We start from the raw sequence: 15478 nt of genomic DNA, 5'->3' as shown, positions 1-15478 counted from the left end.
TCTTGACCAAGTAGGGGCTTACCACTTTTAAGATGGTCTGCTAACAGCTTTTGGAGATCCGCTGGTAATTTGTCTTTTGCGCTTTTCATTCTTAAAGATAGTAGACACACTTACTTGAACAGTCTCCAAGAGCTCCACCAACAGACTAACAGACTAACAGACTAAAAGACCAACAGACTAAAAGACTAACAGACTAACAGACTAACAGACTAACAGACTAAACTACTAACAGACTAACCTACTTCTTCACCCCAACCGGCGGCGGTCCGTCGGGAAGGATGCCCTTGTACTCGTAGTCACCGATATCTTCCTTGAATTCCGCCTGAATGTCGGAGACCAGCTTGGGATCTTTGTACAGGTCCACCATGGTCATAGCCAGGATTTTGGAGGCGTGGCGCATGCCCTTGTGACCGATGGACATCCCCCCGCAGGCCACTACCGCCCAGGAGTGCCAGGGCGTTCCCTTGGGGGCCGTGGTTGCCCGCAGCCGGATGACGGGCACGACGTAACTCACGTCCCCGACGTCCGTAGAGCCCCCCATCGGGAACTCGGCCGTCTTCTCCAGCGGAGAGATCACGGATTCAATACCCACCTGCGGCTTATTGGTGGCTTCCTGAATTTTCTTGGCGTAGTCCTGCTCCTCTTCCGTGTAGGAGATGGCGCCCAGGGCCTCCAGGTTTTTCTGCATCGCTTTGGCCCCCGTTTCGTTGACGAGGACTTCGTGCACCCCGGAGATCAGGGTAATCTTGTAGTCGACGTTGGCCATCAGGGCGGCACCTTCGGCAATCTTCTCTACCTGCTTCCAGACTTCCACCAGACCATCACGCTTGCCGTCACGGACGCGGGTCCACATCCGGGCGTAGTCCGGCACCACGTTGACCACCTCACCGGCTTTCTGGATGTCGTAGTGGATCCGCACCGTGGGTTTGACGTGCTCCCGGTAGTAGTTGATGCCGCTGGCGTAGAGCTCCAGGGCGTCGGAGGCGTCGCGGCCGTTCCAGGGGTCCCCGGCGGCGTGGGCGGCCTGCCCGTAGTATTCTACCATGAAGTCCACCAGGGCCAGTCCGGTTTGCATACCGACTTTGGTTTCCCCGCTGGGGTGCCAGTCCATGACCACGTCCACGTCCTCGAAGGCGCCGGCGCGGATCATCCAGAGTTTACCGAAGAACTTCTCTTCCGCCGGCGTACCGTAGAAGCGAATGGTGCCCTTCAGTTCTCCCCGTTCAATCATCTGCTTGATCGCCGTGGCCGCGCCGAGGGAGGCCACCCCGAAAAGGTTGTGTCCGCAGCCGTGCCCGGCGCCGCCTTCGTGCAGCGGGTCTTTGTAGGGCACCGTATTCTGGGACAGTCCCGGCAGGGCGTCAAACTCCCCGAGGATCCCGATGACGGGCTTTCCGGAGCCGAACTCCGCCGTGAAGGCCGTCGGCATATCGCCGATGTTTTTGGTAATCTTGAAGCCCTGGGCTTCGGCGTAGTCCATCAGCGCCTGGGCGGATTGTGCTTCCTGGAAGGCGACTTCTTCGAAGGACCAGATCTTATCACTCAGCTCCGTCAGGCTGGAATACTGTGCGTCAATGGAGGTGTTGACGGCCTGCTTGGCCGGATCATTGGTGGCTACCTGGGCCACCGCCATGCCGCTCAGAAGGAGGCCGCACAGCAGGAGGAAATTGTTACGCATACTATTGCTCTTAGATGAGGCTGGGAAGATAGTGAACCCCTGAAAAAAAGCGGCCGCCTCCCGAAGGAAACGGCCGCTAGAAAATCAAAAACCCACCAAATTGATCACCGTTTGATGATCCGGGTTACCACTAATTCTCCCTGCGTGGACTGCGCGCGCAGGACGTAGGTCCCGGCCGCCAGTCCGCTCAAATCCAGTTCATATTGCACCTGCGGTCCCTCGCCCGCATACGTTCTGACCAGGCGGCCATTCATGTCGAAGAGAGATAGACCGTTCATGGCCCGCGGGCTTTCCAGCTCCACAAACACCCGGTCGTCGGCCGGATTGGGATACACGTTCGCATCGAGCACCGGTACGTTATTGATCGACACGACGCAGTCGTTACCACCGCATTGCTTGAGGGTGTAAACCGCCCGCTTGACGCAGGTCGTCACGCCGTCCGTACAGGTCACCTCGAACACGAAGGGCCCTTTCCAGGAGGGGTCCACGATCAGGGTAGTTCCCGTCTCCCCAGGCAGCAGGTCGTTACCGACCGTGGGGCTGGTGGTCCGGTACCACTGATAGGTACACGTAAAGCCGGCGGGAGGGTTAAGGACGATCCCGTCCAGGCGAACGTTCTCCTTTTTGCAGCGGAAACAGGGCCCGGCAATGGTGACCTCCATCGGAGGATCCAGCGTAATCACGGGCGTCTGCACCACTTCATCACAGCAATTGCTGGATACAATGGCGTAAAAATTACCGGACAGTGGCGCGGACGCAGGTGCAAAGTAATTCGTTCCGGCCGTGCCCCCCAGACTGGTCTGGGTATCAAAAAGCCGTCCGTTGTGGTAGTATTCGATGGTGTACGAGCAGTCCGCCGCCGAGGCGTACTGCGGACTGATGTCCAGCTGCAGCTTGATCGAAGTAGGATCGCACTTTGGCGCGTGGTCGGCCACGAAATTGCTGACCACCAGCGGATCACGGACGTCCAGGAACAGGTCAATCTGGTCCACCGGGCACACCCCGTTCTGCTTTTCAATCCGGTACCAGGTGTCCCGAAAGAGACGGTTCGTCTGGTAGCGCGGATTGCGGTCGCCGTTGGTGGTGATGTCGACGTAGGTTACGCCGTCCTGGCTTTCCTGCCAGGTCCACCGCTCGGGGGAGCCGGCACACTCCGGCGTATACTCCAGAATGGCGTCCTCTCCCGGGCAGAAGGGCAATACGTCCGGGGGAAGCAGGTCCAGCGTACCGTCGGGAGCCGCTTCGTTGTCCAGGCGGATGGTGGCGCTGCACTCCAGATCACCGCAGGGAGCGGCGGTGATCACCGCCCGGTAGGTGAAGGACTGTGAGCAGTCCGTGGAGCCGGCCGGCAGGCTCAGGGCCGGGGGCTGGTAGGTCAGTCCCGTAGCACCGGGAATAATTCCGTTGTCGTCGTACCACTGCACGGTGAAGTCGCAGGAGTTCGGGCCGGCCTGGGGCGCAACGGTCAGCGGTGCCGGCGTAATGGGGGTCCCAGCGTAACAGTAGGCCTGGTCCTGCAGCGTGCAGCCCACCGGTTCGCAGAGGCGAACCCGGGTAACTTCCGTCCGCAGGGTCCGGCAGGGACCGGCCTGGGGTCCCATGTCCACCTCCGCGTACACGCATACGTCTCCGTTGTGGAAGCGGGGCGAGAGGATCAGCGGATCACAACCGCTGGTGACCTGCAGGGGCGGCCCGAAGACGGTACCCGCCGTGCAGGGCGCATCGGCCACGTACCAGCGTACCCGCTGCACGTCGTAGAGGGTGTTGCAGCCCAGCAGGTTGATCTGCACCTGATCGTCCAGGCGGCACAACGCCTGATCATCGATCTCAATTTTTTTGCAGCAGGGCGTCTCCAGGTTTACCGGGAACGAACAGGTGTGCACCGAGCCATCGGGACAAATACAGGTGACGTCCACCACCAGGTTGATGACCAGGGGCACCGGTGGCCCGGTCAGGCTCAGGGTTCCCGTAATGATGTAGCTGGATCCGGTATTCGCCACACCGTAGTTCACGCTAACGTTGGACTGCAGGGTCCGCACGGTAACCGTGCAATTGCTCGGGTTTCCGCCCGTAAGGTCCCGGACGGAGATGCCAAAGTTGAATTCGTCGTCTACGTCCGAACAGGAGATGTCCTGATCCTTGATCTCCGCACAACTGCAGTTCACCGTCACCGGGAAGCTACAGCTGGAAGTCAGTCCGGCCATATCGGTGGCCGTGTAGGTCACCATCGTCGTCCCGCAGGGGAAGAACTGTCCGCTTTGGTGCGTTTGGGTGGTGGTGACCATGGGGCAGTTGTCCGTGGCCACGGGCGGCGCAAAGGTCACCTTGGCCCCACCATCACAGGCCGGCACCGTTACCGGGGCCGGAGACGGACACACAATTTGCGGCGGCTCCCGATCCTCTACGGTGATGGTGTAGGTGCAGGAAGCCATCTGTCCCTTGCCGTCTTCCACCAGGCAGGTGACGGTGGTCACCCCCTTTGGGAATTCCGTGAACGGCCCCGGGCCGGTCACCGCACCGGAGTACTGGCAGAAGGGACGCAGGCGATCATCGGGGGTGCAGTCGTCCGTCACGTCAATGACCGGATTGTAGGTGGCAAAACACTCTCCCGGATCGGTGGGCAACAGCACGTCCGGACAGGTAAGCACCGGAGGATCGTCCACCACCGTCACGTTCTTTTGTACGCTCACCTGGCAACCCGTGGCGTCGGTTACGATGAGACAAACCGGATAGGTGCCGGGAGCGGGAAAGGACAGGGTCGGATTGGGGCTGGTCGACTCCACCGAGAAATCACAGCCGATGTCCCAGGAGTAGAAGAAGGGCGCCGTGCCCGTTACGTTGGTGGTGAAGGTCGCCTCGCAGCAGTCGGCCTCCCAGGAAAAGTCGGCCGTACAGGTCGGCGTGGGTGCACAGCTGTTTTCGCAGGCGTACGGGAGGGAGGTCGGAAGCGCGGGAGGATTACTTTGCGTCGGGGTCCGCCGCAGGCGGATGGGCGTAAAGTTGGTGGGCGCCACCGAATACCCCTGCTCCGTCTGCGCGTGATCGTCCGTACAGAAGGCGGAGAAATCCAGCGGGTAGCTGCCCACCATCATTTCCCAGTCGCCAAACACCGGCGTAGCGTACTGCCGGCCGTCGGCGTAAAAAATGCGGTTCGTACTGGGCGTAACGGAGAAGTGGGCCTCCGTCCAGTCCGTCGCACCGTCGTTGAGGTAGCGGGAGTAATCTTTGGTGATGGATACTCCCGGCTGGTACGTAACCTGGTGCATGACGTTGCCCACCAGCGGCGGTGTTTTGTCTTCGCCCAGGCCGTAGAGCCGGTAGGCGCCCGCGGGCGCCCCGACGGTGGTGAAGCCCAACTCTTTGAATTGCTGGACGTCCTGAAAGAGTAGCCCCGCCTGCGGCGCGCCGTTGACCTGGTCCACGATCATCATGATGGCATTCCCGGAGGAAAAGCGTTCGCCGGCCAGGGCGACCTCCCCGTTCGGCAACTCGATGCCGTCGTACCAGTCGATCCCGTCGGGATGGTAGATGGCCGGGCCCACCGGATTACCCTTTTGGGACTGAATCCGAATAATGGCCCCTTCGTTGGCGATGGAGCCGTTGCCCACCAGCCACAGTTGACCGTTGGACAGTGGAATCAGGCCCCGCAGGGCTTCGATCTCCACGTTATTGATCTCGGTGTACTGCTGCCACCACTTGGTGTTCAGGGCCGCATCAAAGTTGAACAGTACGACCTCATCGAAGCTCGAAGGGGCGTTGGTGTCGGGATTCTTGCCGCCGAGGGCGAAGTAGGGAAAGTCGGGGTCGTCGGGATTGGGGTGCCGCACGACCCGGGTGAAGCCTTCCCGTCCGGCCAGCTGGTAGGTCCGCTGGTCCAGCACAATGCCGTTGTCGTCTACCCGGACGATGAGGGACTGATTGTCCACCGGTCCGCTGACCCCCGGGATGATGGTCGCCCCCACCAGGATAAATTCATCCTTAACGGGAACGTGGGTAAAGTCCTGAATGTCACTAGGAATATCCAGCTGGAATTGCCAGACCACGGAGCCGTTCAGGGGGTTAAATTTGGTGAAGGTGCCGTACTGTACGCCCGCAGCGTCGGTGGTCACCCCGGCGACGTACATGCCGTCGCCGAAGGCCTTCACCCGGCGGGGAAGGTTTTGCTGACCGTCGCCGTAAAGTTTTGACCAGTTGGCGGGTTGCGGATTCTGGCCGAAAAGGCAAAGGGTGGTCAGGACTGCCCCGAAGAGCAGCCAGAAGCGTTTGAAGGAAATCATCACGAATTATTTAGGGTGGTAAGCGGGTTTTGGGTTAAAAGTCGCAGGGAACAACGGTGCGTTCGGCCATGCCCATGCAGCCCCGAACGTTATCGGTCACCACGACTTTCACCGTGCTGCCGCCGGGCGGAGGGGTGAAGGAAAACTGGTCGCCGGTGACGCCGGGGAACAGCACCCCATCCAGGTACCAGGCATAGGACAGCGAGGCCGGAGTGCAGGTGGAGAAGCTTTCCGTAGCCTCCACGATGACCTTGTCGCCCAGTCGGGCACAATCGTTGGGCGTAATCGGGCAGCTCAGGATGGCGATCACCTCACAGGCGTCCAGTTTGTGGGGATCGCTCTGAACGGTGAAGCAGGCATTGCTGACCGTCACGACGTACTGTCCGCCGCGACTCGCCTGGTGACTGATGCCGCTCCCCACCGGCAGGCCGTTCCACAACCAGGTGTACTGCAAGCCGGAAACGGGGTTGGTGACCATCAGGGTGGTCGGTAGATCCTCCTGGCATTCCTCCGTGGAGCCGGCGATGATGGGCACGGCCGGCGGCGTGGTCAGCTGGATGGTAATCACGTTACCAAAACAGGGGGCACAGCCGGAGGGATTCGACAAGGGGTTGCACTGAATGCGGTAGTAGATCTTCGTTGCTCCCGCGGGCCAGAGGTGGCTCGGCAGCACGTTGGTGTTTTGTACGGTGTTGGACAGGCCGAGGCTGGTCCAGGGTTGGGACAGATCAAAGGTGTACTGCCATTCCGGGATGCAATCCTGGAAGGGATTGGCGGGATCGATGCCCAGCACGGCGTCCTCGCCGGGGCAGATTTCGTACACCAGATTCGGCAGCGGACTCACCAGTCGCAGGTTTTGCGGGGCACCCAGGGGCAGCCCCTCGATGATGCCGCAAACGGGTTCGGGATCAATCGTCACGCAGGCATCGAAGGACTGCGCTTTCCCGTTGCAGTTGGTTACCCGTGCCACGAAGCAGACGGTACTTTGGGCGCTCACCGCAGGTGCCGTGTAGGCGTAAGTAAAGGCCGTGTTGTTCTGGTTGGCGGGCAGGGGCGTTACCCCCGTGGGGTCAACCACTTCCCAGCTGATGGTGGTGTTGGGACCGGGCGTCATCACGAAGGGGTCCGGACTGCTGAGTTGCACCTGAAAGCTGACCGATTCACCCTCACACAGGGCGGCGGAGGGCGCCACCGAAACGGTGGCCGGGCTGATCGGGCAACAAATCTTCAGGGGAGCTGCTTCGGACAGGTAATCGCAGGTCCGGCCGGTAATTGGGTCGGTCACCTCGACGGCGGCACGGTACAGCCGGTCTTCAAAGCCTTTGGTACTTCCGGAGCAGTTCACGGTCAGCACGCCCGGCAGGATCGGAAAGCTAAAGTCCGTGAAGGGCGGGCTCGTTAAGCTGGTCCACGTGGCACCTGCGTCCGCGCTAACTTCCCACTGCACCGCCACGTTACCGTAGGGCCCCGGCGTGCTGCCATCGGGCAGTGCTAGCGTGAAGTGGGCCGGGTCTCCACTACAGATGCTGGTCAGGGGTCCCGTGCGGTAGGGGTAGTCGCTGATTTTCAGGCGGAGTCCGTTCAGGTCGGGAGCAATAAAACCCGCGCCGTCGTTGACGAAGTTGCTCTGGTTACCGGTGAGCGTGAAGTTGGCCAGCTGGCCGTCGTTGCCGTTCGCCGTGGCGTCGGTGGCCACCAGAATTCCCGTGTTGTTGCCGCCCGCCACGCCCTGGTCGAAGGTCCAGTGCACCAGCAAATCGGTTTCGTCGCCGTTGAGCGGACAGAAGATTTCGTCGCAGGCCAGCGGGTCGCGTACGTTGGTCCAGATCCGGACGTCGTCCATCCTCCCCTGGAAATGCTCGGCGGTCAATGCGTTGAGACCAGTATATTCGGCCAGCGTGAATTCCTGGATTCCCAGGGGGATAGAGACCGCTTCCGTGTGTACCAGGTTACAGTCCAGGTAGATTTCCAGCGTGCCGTTGTCGTGTACCACCCTCAGGTGTTGCCACTGGTTGGGTGTGATGGTGGCACCAGGAATCGCGGTGGCTTGTTGCGGAAAAGCCGGAAAGCTACTCCGCTGGAGCACCCCACCGCACTCCCCGATCTCGTAGAGGAATTGTCCGCCAATTATGTACAGCATGCTGCGGTATTCCATGGGGCAGGGCAGCCCACCCGGGACGGTGGCGGACTTAAACCACAGATCAACCGTGAACGTAGCGGCATTGGTGGACAGTGGTGTAGGAATGAGGTTCAGCGTGACATCATCATCGTTGCCATCAAAGTCAAGTGCCCGGTTCTGTCCGTACACTTTTCCTGCGGCCAGCAGCGCCCCAAGGGAAAGGAGCAAGAGTAATTTGCGGGTGAAACGTCGCATGTTTTTTTATTTAGAGTTAGTGGATACGGGACCTTGATTACTGACCGCCGGACCGCCGGAGAATGGGGCTACCCACGGGCGACACGCCGGGCTTGATCTGGTACTTTTGTTTTTGGATTCCGTAATACTGGAAGCCCACGAAATTGCTGCGGCCGGGGCCGGCACAGCGCACCTGGGCGACGTAGTAGGTATTGGGTTTGGTGAACTTTTGCATCTTGCCGGGCAGCACGTCGCTGATGGTCAGCAGCTGGGAATTGCCGGTAAGCCCGGTAAAGCTTTTTACCAACTGCCCGGCGTTGGCCAGTTGCTGAAATTCGTAGTAGCGCAGGCCGCTGAAGGAGCCTCCGGGGGGAGCCGATACGAGGTAGATATTGAGGCTCAGGGGACCGGTCTGGCAACTGGGGTCTTCCGGATCGGGGGAAGTCGGTCGGGTCCAGTTGAACTGCAGCGAAGGCGTGCTGCCGGGCACCGCCGTGGGTTGTTGGAGCTGAATGCTCGTCTGACGGGGAACCGCCTCGGGGGACGACCAGAAAATGCCAAACGAGAGCAAGAGGGATAAAAGCAGAGTTTTCATTGCGAAGTGATTTTCATCGGTGACCAGAGGGATAATTCCGGGGGCGATCGTCGCCCCGTGTTCCGTCTGTTTGCACCCCGATTGCCACTCCGCTCCGAATCTTACCCCGGGTCATGACCAAAAATGTTAAAACCTTCTTATCATTGTTACGCTATGAGTTCCCACCCCGATCATCAATACATCGAGGCCCTGCGCCGCGGTGACTTTTCCGTCCTGGACGACATTTACCGATCCCACGGCCCCACCGTCAGCAGTTGGGTGCAGAAAAACAGCGGAAGCGTAGACGACGCGCAGGACATCTTCCAGGAAGGCATCATTGCCCTGCACCAGAAGGCCAATGATCCGGACTTCGTCCTTACCTGCCCGATTGGTGCCCTGCTGTTTCGCATCTGCCAGAATAAGTGGTTGTACGCCCTGAGAAAAATAAGAAGGGAGGCGGAAGTAAGAAAAATCGAAGTCCGGAAATATGATGACGAACGGACGATGATCAGCCAGTTGGAGGCCATTGAAGAAGAGCAACTCCGACAGGAGCGATTAGACCGCACGTTCCGGCAACTCAGCGAGTTGTGCCAGCAGTTGATGCGGCTGTTGATGACGGGAATAAAACCCGCCGCGGCCGCCACGCAACTCGGGATGACCGACGCCAACACCGTCTACCGCAGGAAACACGCCTGTGAGGGGCGTTGGCGGACTTTATATCAAGCTTTAGTTACGGAGGGATGAACGAAAACGACAAAAAACTAATCAGTGCGTATCTGCTGGATGATCTGAGTCCGGAAGACCGCGCGAGCCTGGAAAGCAGGCTGGGCGAAGAGCCGGATCTGGCCAGGGAACTGGCCGATCAGCAGGAATTTCGCACCTACCTGAAGACCCGGGAACAGCGCCCGGCGCTAGACGCCAAGATGGCCGAACTGGCCGGCACGTTCCGGGCGATCGGGGAGCAGAAAACGTCCGCTCCTAAGGCCAAAGTCCGTCGCCTGCGCCCCTGGATGGGGGCCGTGGGGGTGGCCGCCGCCATCGCTTTACTCGTGCTGGTCTTCAATCCGTTCGCCAGTCCGGATTTATACCGACAGTACGCCCAGCACCAGCCGCTGAACCTGGTGGAAAAAGGCGATAGCGAGGCCATGGCCGAGGCCGCCCAGGCGGCCTTCAACGCGGGGGATTACGGGCAGGCGTACCCCCAATTGAAGGCCTACCTCGAGGAGGAACCCGCGGACGTGCCCGCGCAACTGGCCCTCGGCATTGCGGCCCTCGAGATCGACCGACAGCAGGAAGCGGAAAGTATCTTCTCCTCCCTGGCGGCGGGAGAATCGGTGCTGGCGGCCGCCGGTCAGTTTTACCTCGGACTGGCCTACCTGAAAAATGAAAAAACGGCGCAAGCGCGGAAGGCCCTGCAGGGGGTGCCCGCCACGCACCCCGATTACGGGCCCCGGGCCCGCGATCTCCTGAATGCCCTCGCTGAAGAGTAGTGACTTCGGGCACTACGCCCGGTAATGGTTTCCCTCAACCCCTACTCTTTCACCCATATCTGAAACATCTTACTCTATGATTCGCTCCCTTCCCTCGCTATTCACCCTCCTGCTCCTGGTCTTCACCGGCCACCTGAGCGCCCAGACGCAACTGGCCATTTTTGACTTCGACAACGACGACATCAACGACTGGGTACTTTCCGGCAACGTCCGCGAGAGTACGGACGGGACGGCCGATGACCCGGCCATCGATGCTTTCTGGGACGGTCGGCCGCCGATTGCCTCCGGCTCCGGCGGCAACGCCGCCGTCCTCTGGGGAGACGGTTCCGGCGCCCGGATGCGATCTCCGGGCTTCCTCGACTTCACCGCATCCTCGGAGTTGTACCTCACCTTCCATCAGTACTACCGCCACTACGAAGGGGACGTGTTCCTGAACGTTTATCAGGACGGCGGGCTTCTGGCCCAGATTCAACTCAACCCACTCCTGGGTCGGGACGTGGAGACCGCACCCTTTGACACCGTCATCGTGAACCTTACGGACTTCAACGTCCCTAATCTGCAAATCGAATTCGAACACGAGGAGGAAGGTTATTTCTGGCTGATTGACGACGTCGAATTTTTTGACGGCTTCCCGACCCCACAGACCGTGCCGGACACCATGGGCAACTACCTGGCGCAGCAGGGGTATCCCTACGAAATTGATTCCGCCCGCTGGGCCTACGTTCCCTACCAGCTGGTCGTGCAGTTTTCGCCCACGGCCGACGCGGCCTTCCGGGATTCCCTGCGGATGGCCAACGGGGCGGTGCTGAAGGACAGCTGCGCCTGCGACAAACTGGAGCTCTGGGAAATCGACGGCTCCGCCTTTGCCGATAACGGTCCACCCCGGCGGGAAACCGGTGGTAGTACCAACATCCAAAGTAACAAACTGGGCCAGGGCTCCCGGGGTAAAGTAGACGGCGTGGACCTGAACTACTACAACGGCGTTATCCTCCAGCCGTCGCCCATCATGCCCAACGATACGCTGACCACGGACAGCCTCCGGAACCTGGACGCCCGCGTTGAGGAATCCATTATGATCGCCATCCTGGATACGGGGATTGATTACCAGCATCCGGCCGTGCGGGGCTTTGTCCGGACCGGCAGTGATGACATCGAAACCACTGGGGAGGACGAAGACGGCAACTGCCTACTCAACGATCCCATCGGCTGGAACTTCATCGCCGACAACAACAACCCCTACGACGACAACAGTCACGGCACCCACGTAGCGGGCATTATTGCCGATAGTCTGCGCAAGTTCGGCGGTGACTGCAAGTACGGTTTCATCCCCTACAAAACGCACGACAACAACGGCATTTCCAATCTGTTTGACGTGGCCTGTGGCACTTTCCAGGCCATCCTGGATGGCGCCGACATCATCAACGACAGTTGGGGCTTCTTCGGGGATTCCAGTGTGATTTTGTCCAACGCCATTGATTCGGCGGCCCTGCAGAACATCCTGATCGTCAGCGCAGCGGGCAACGACGGCATCGACCTGGATACCCTGCCCCAGTATCCCGCCTGCTACGCGGCCGACAACGTCATTACCGTGGGCGCCACGGAACCGGACCCCAATGGTCTGGCCGGCGTGTTCCCCGCCTTCTTCACCAACTTCAGTCCCAACTTCGTGGACTTGATGGCCAACGGCACCGAAGTGCTGAGCGCCATTCCCGGCAACCGCCAGGAGAAAAAATCCGGCACTTCCATGGCCACTCCGATGGTCACCGCCGCGGCGGCCAAGGGCATCTGCGTCAACCTGAACGGAGGTACGCCGGAAGAGGTTCCTTACCGATTGGTGCGCACCGAAGTGCTGGAATGTCTTACCCCCACCAACGACCTGCGTAATGCAGCGGACCAGGGCCGCTTCCTGCGCTTCGCCGACCTGGTGCCCTGCATCATGACCGACCTGGACAATCCGACCAGGCTCCCCGTTCGACTCTACCCCAACCCCGTGGTGAATGAGCTGTGGCTGGAAAGTCCGGAAACCCTGTCGGAAGGACGCCTACGGATCATCAACCTGAACGGGCAAACCGTACACCAGCTGCGCACGCCCGCCATTGGCGCGGGCGTCCCCTACCGGGTGGACATTCCCGATCTGCCGTCGGGAGCCTACCTGGTGCAGCTACGCTCCGGGAACCGCCTGTTGACCGCAAAAATCATTCACTATTGATGCCGATCGCCGTCCGTCCTTTTTTCCTGCTTTTGCTGCTTCCGTTGGGTATTTTCTTCTCCACGGGCCTGCGGGCCCAGTGCCCGACGGAGGCAGAAATTCTAGCGGCCATTAATCGGTTTCTTGAAACGTATGAGGTTGGAGAATTCCGGGAATTATCGGACCAACTGATGGGTTGCCCCCAAGAACTGGATTCCCTCACTGCGGCGGTAAATCATGAGCTTAGCCTGGAGTACAATTACCTTGGTCTACCGGACAGCGCGGCCTTTTATACCCGACGCGCACTGCACCTGCGGCAACGCCTCTACACGGAAAACCCCACGGAGGATCTCGGCAAATCCTACTACAACCTTGGCTATTTTCTTGTGGTTCAGAATGATTTCCGTAATGCGGTTGTCCCCCTGGAGGAGAGTATTTCGGTGTTTGAGGCCCTGAAGGAAAGTAGTGAGGTTGCCGAGGCCGAGGAGGCGGAGCGGAGGCTACATAACGCCCGGCTTAAGCTCAGCCAGGCACTCGGAGCCATGGGAGAATACACGCGAGCACACCAGCTCCTGACGCTGTCCATCGAATCTACTGCGGCCACCGGACACCCGACCCGACGGGCCAGGGCACTCCACGACCTCGGCCTTTTGTGGCAGCAGCAGGAACAGTTCGCCCGGGCAGATTCCGCGCTGAGCATCGCCAGCCGGGAATACCTGGCGGCGGAAGAAGTGGACCAGGAAAGTTACGCAAATTGCCTGCTGACCCTCGCTACGGTCAAGGATGAACTCGGAAATTTTCCCGCCGCCGTGGAGCATTACCTGGGGGCGCTGCGCATTTTCAGTGCCGGGGATAACCCCTTCGGCATTGCCGTGACGGCCAACAATCTGGGACTGGCCTACGTAGAAAACCGGCAGACCAAACTCGGCTTGCAGTACCTGCAGCGCGGTATCCGCGTGGCCCGGGAAAATGATTTACCCCGACTGGAGGCCCAGGGGGAAGACCACCTGGGCGAATATTACCTGGCCATCAATCGTCCCGGAGACGCCGTCAGTGCCTTTCAGCGCGCGCAGGCGATGCTGATTCCGGGTTACACGCCCCGGCAGCTGGGGTCAATCCCGACCCTGGAGCAACTGGAATACGCCGACGGGAAGATCGACCTGCTGCGCTACCTGACCGACCAGGCCAGGGGCCTGGAAGCCCTCCACCGCCAGACCGGAGAAGACGCCGCACTAGAAGACGCGCTGGCGGTTTACCAGCGGGGAGACGCCGTCATCGACCTGCTGCGCGAAGACCACGACGGGATGACAACCAAACTCATCTGGAGAGCCCGCGCAACGGAGCTGTACGAAGCGGCCATTCAACTTTGTTTTGCCACCGACCAGGGCGCTGCCGCCCATTACTTTTTCGAAAAAAGCAAAGCCGTATTACTGTACGAAGCCCTGCTGAAGGGTGATGCGTTGCGCGCATTACCCGACAGCCTCCGGGAACGGGAACGAGTGCTGTTTAACCGGCTGGAAGCGAGCCGAAGCGCCCTGTCCAGTCCTGACACCCCCGGAGATGCCCGGTATGGCGACTACCTTTCCGCCAAACGGGCCCTGGCGGCCTTCCGGGAGCGGGTGGGTCAGGAATATCCCGCCTTCCGGGCCAGTAAGGAAGTGTCGGAGATCGTGCCCTGGCAAACGATTACGGACGAACTTTTAGCGGACGGACAACGGTGGATGGTGCAATACTTTCTGGGGGAAAAGAATGCCTTTGCCCTCGTGCTTGGCGCTGACGGCCCGAAAGTCCATCGACTGGGCCAAAGCGAAGATATTCTGGCCACCACGGCGGCGTTTTTGGACTACTTCTCCTCCGCCTCCGTGATCCAGAATGCTCCCCAGGATTACACCCGTACCGCCCATCAGTTGTACACCCAGTTGTTGCAACCCCTGGACGTTCCGGAGGGGCAATCCCTCGTCATTCTTCCCGACGGATTGCTCACCTACCTGCCCTTCTCCGCCCTGTCCCTTTCCGCAGAGTTTCCCGGCAGCTTTTCCGGCCTTCCGCTGGTCCTGCACCGTCACCAGATTCATCACGGTTTTTCCGCTACGGTGCTTTATCGTCAGCATCATTTACCAAAGACCTCCGCGACCTCTTTCCTGGCGTTTGCGCCCTTCGGAGACGGCTCTTCCCCCACCGGATACCCCAAACTGGATTTCGCCACGGATGAACTCAGTACCCTGCGGAACATCTACCAACTGGAGGAACACCTGAACGAGGAGGCCAACCGCTCCGCCTTCACCCGGTCCGTTAGCTCTGCCCGCATCCTTCACTTGTCTACCCACGCTTTTTCTTCCCCCGAAGAGCAGGCTCCGCACATTGCCCTCTACGATAGCCTGGTGTACCTGCAGGACGTGTATCAGTTGTCGATTCCGGCGGAGCTGGTAATCCTGAGTGCCTGCCAGACCAACATCGGAAAAAATGCCCCCGGGGAAGGAACGCTGGGCCTGAGCCGTGGCTTCGCCCAGGCCGGTGCCAAGGGAATAATTTCCAGCCTCTGGAACGTCAACGCCAACAGTACGGGATCGATCCTGACCAAGCTTTATGGCCTACTGGAAACAGAGCAATCCGTTCCCGATGCCTTGCACGAAGCCAAACGTGCTTACCTGGCGAATCCGGAGGTTCCGGACCACCAAAAATCGCCGTATCAGTGGGCCGGCATGACCTACTACGGACCCGTGCAAACGGTAGCACTTACCCGATCGAGCCGGATGGGGTACTTGGGGATCGCTGCCCTAATTCTGCTCCTTTTGGGGCTTACATACTGGGCAATCAGACGAAAAAATAAGCAAATTGCTTAAATAAATTCTCGATCCCCGATGTTCCCTCCCGCGAGTGAACGGTAGTTTTTTTTGACGGAGCGGGTGCCATGGACC

The 15478-nt window shown here is 59.9% G+C and carries 8 protein-coding genes; 4 read left to right on the top strand and 4 right to left on the bottom strand.

From position 1 onward, the window contains the following. Positions 1-238: 238 nt before the first annotated feature. The 4 genes from E1J53_RS22830 to E1J53_RS22815 form a co-directional block, all read right to left on the bottom strand. Positions 239-1678: an amidohydrolase gene (locus tag E1J53_RS22830; protein WP_134274744.1), complete on the bottom strand. Its 1440-nt coding sequence runs from the start codon at positions 1676-1678 to the stop codon at positions 239-241. 104 nt (positions 1679-1782) lie between these two features. Then, positions 1783-5955, bottom strand: a complete 4173-nt coding sequence (locus E1J53_RS22825) for an HYR domain-containing protein (RefSeq protein ID WP_134274743.1) — start codon at positions 5953-5955, stop codon at positions 1783-1785. A 34-nt stretch (positions 5956-5989) separates the two neighbouring features. After that, positions 5990-8329 (bottom strand): LamG domain-containing protein, encoded by a 2340-nt coding sequence (locus E1J53_RS22820; protein WP_134274742.1) that lies wholly within the window; start codon positions 8327-8329, stop codon positions 5990-5992. Positions 8330-8366: 37 nt separating this feature from the next. After that, complete coding sequence (locus E1J53_RS22815) at positions 8367-8903, bottom strand: hypothetical protein (protein WP_134274741.1); 537 nt, start codon at positions 8901-8903, stop codon at positions 8367-8369. Between the two features lie 153 nt (positions 8904-9056). Here E1J53_RS22815 and E1J53_RS22810 point away from each other — a divergent pair, with 153 nt between their 5' ends. From E1J53_RS22810 to E1J53_RS22795, 4 genes are all read left to right on the top strand, one after another. Then, complete coding sequence (locus tag E1J53_RS22810) at positions 9057-9626, top strand: RNA polymerase sigma factor (RefSeq protein WP_134274740.1); 570 nt, start codon at positions 9057-9059, stop codon at positions 9624-9626. Beyond that, positions 9623-10372, top strand: coding sequence for a tetratricopeptide repeat protein (locus E1J53_RS22805; protein WP_134274739.1), 750 nt, complete (start codon positions 9623-9625; stop codon positions 10370-10372). Before E1J53_RS22810 ends, E1J53_RS22805 begins: the two co-directional genes overlap by 4 nt. A 76-nt stretch (positions 10373-10448) precedes the next feature. After that, a complete protein-coding gene (locus E1J53_RS22800) occupies positions 10449-12581 on the top strand; it encodes a S8 family peptidase (protein WP_134274738.1) in 2133 nt (710 codons plus the stop codon). Further along, positions 12581-15403, top strand: a complete 2823-nt coding sequence (locus E1J53_RS22795; RefSeq protein WP_154640282.1) for a CHAT domain-containing protein — start codon at positions 12581-12583, stop codon at positions 15401-15403. The genes E1J53_RS22800 and E1J53_RS22795 overlap by 1 nt, the downstream gene beginning before the upstream one ends. Positions 15404-15478 lie beyond the last annotated feature (75 nt).

The organism is Lewinella sp. W8, from assembly GCF_004375085.3.
Classification (GTDB): domain Bacteria; phylum Bacteroidota; class Bacteroidia; order Chitinophagales; family Saprospiraceae; genus Neolewinella.
Note: the sequence above shows the minus strand (reverse complement) of the source record. Positions and strands in the feature narration are given on the sequence as shown.

Coding starts and splice junctions, on each gene's coding strand:
- E1J53_RS22830 (WP_134274744.1), bottom strand. CDS start 1,678: ATGCGTAACAATTTCCTCCTGCTGTGCGGCCTCCTTCTGAGCGGCATG.
- E1J53_RS22800 (WP_134274738.1), top strand. CDS start 10,449: ATGATTCGCTCCCTTCCCTCGCTATTCACCCTCCTGCTCCTGGTCTTC.
- E1J53_RS22815 (WP_134274741.1), bottom strand. CDS start 8,903: ATGAAAACTCTGCTTTTATCCCTCTTGCTCTCGTTTGGCATTTTCTGG.
- E1J53_RS22795 (WP_154640282.1), top strand. CDS start 12,581: ATGCCGATCGCCGTCCGTCCTTTTTTCCTGCTTTTGCTGCTTCCGTTG.
- E1J53_RS22810 (WP_134274740.1), top strand. CDS start 9,057: ATGAGTTCCCACCCCGATCATCAATACATCGAGGCCCTGCGCCGCGGT.
- E1J53_RS22820 (WP_134274742.1), bottom strand. CDS start 8,329: ATGCGACGTTTCACCCGCAAATTACTCTTGCTCCTTTCCCTTGGGGCG.
- E1J53_RS22825 (WP_134274743.1), bottom strand. CDS start 5,955: ATGATTTCCTTCAAACGCTTCTGGCTGCTCTTCGGGGCAGTCCTGACC.
- E1J53_RS22805 (WP_134274739.1), top strand. CDS start 9,623: ATGAACGAAAACGACAAAAAACTAATCAGTGCGTATCTGCTGGATGAT.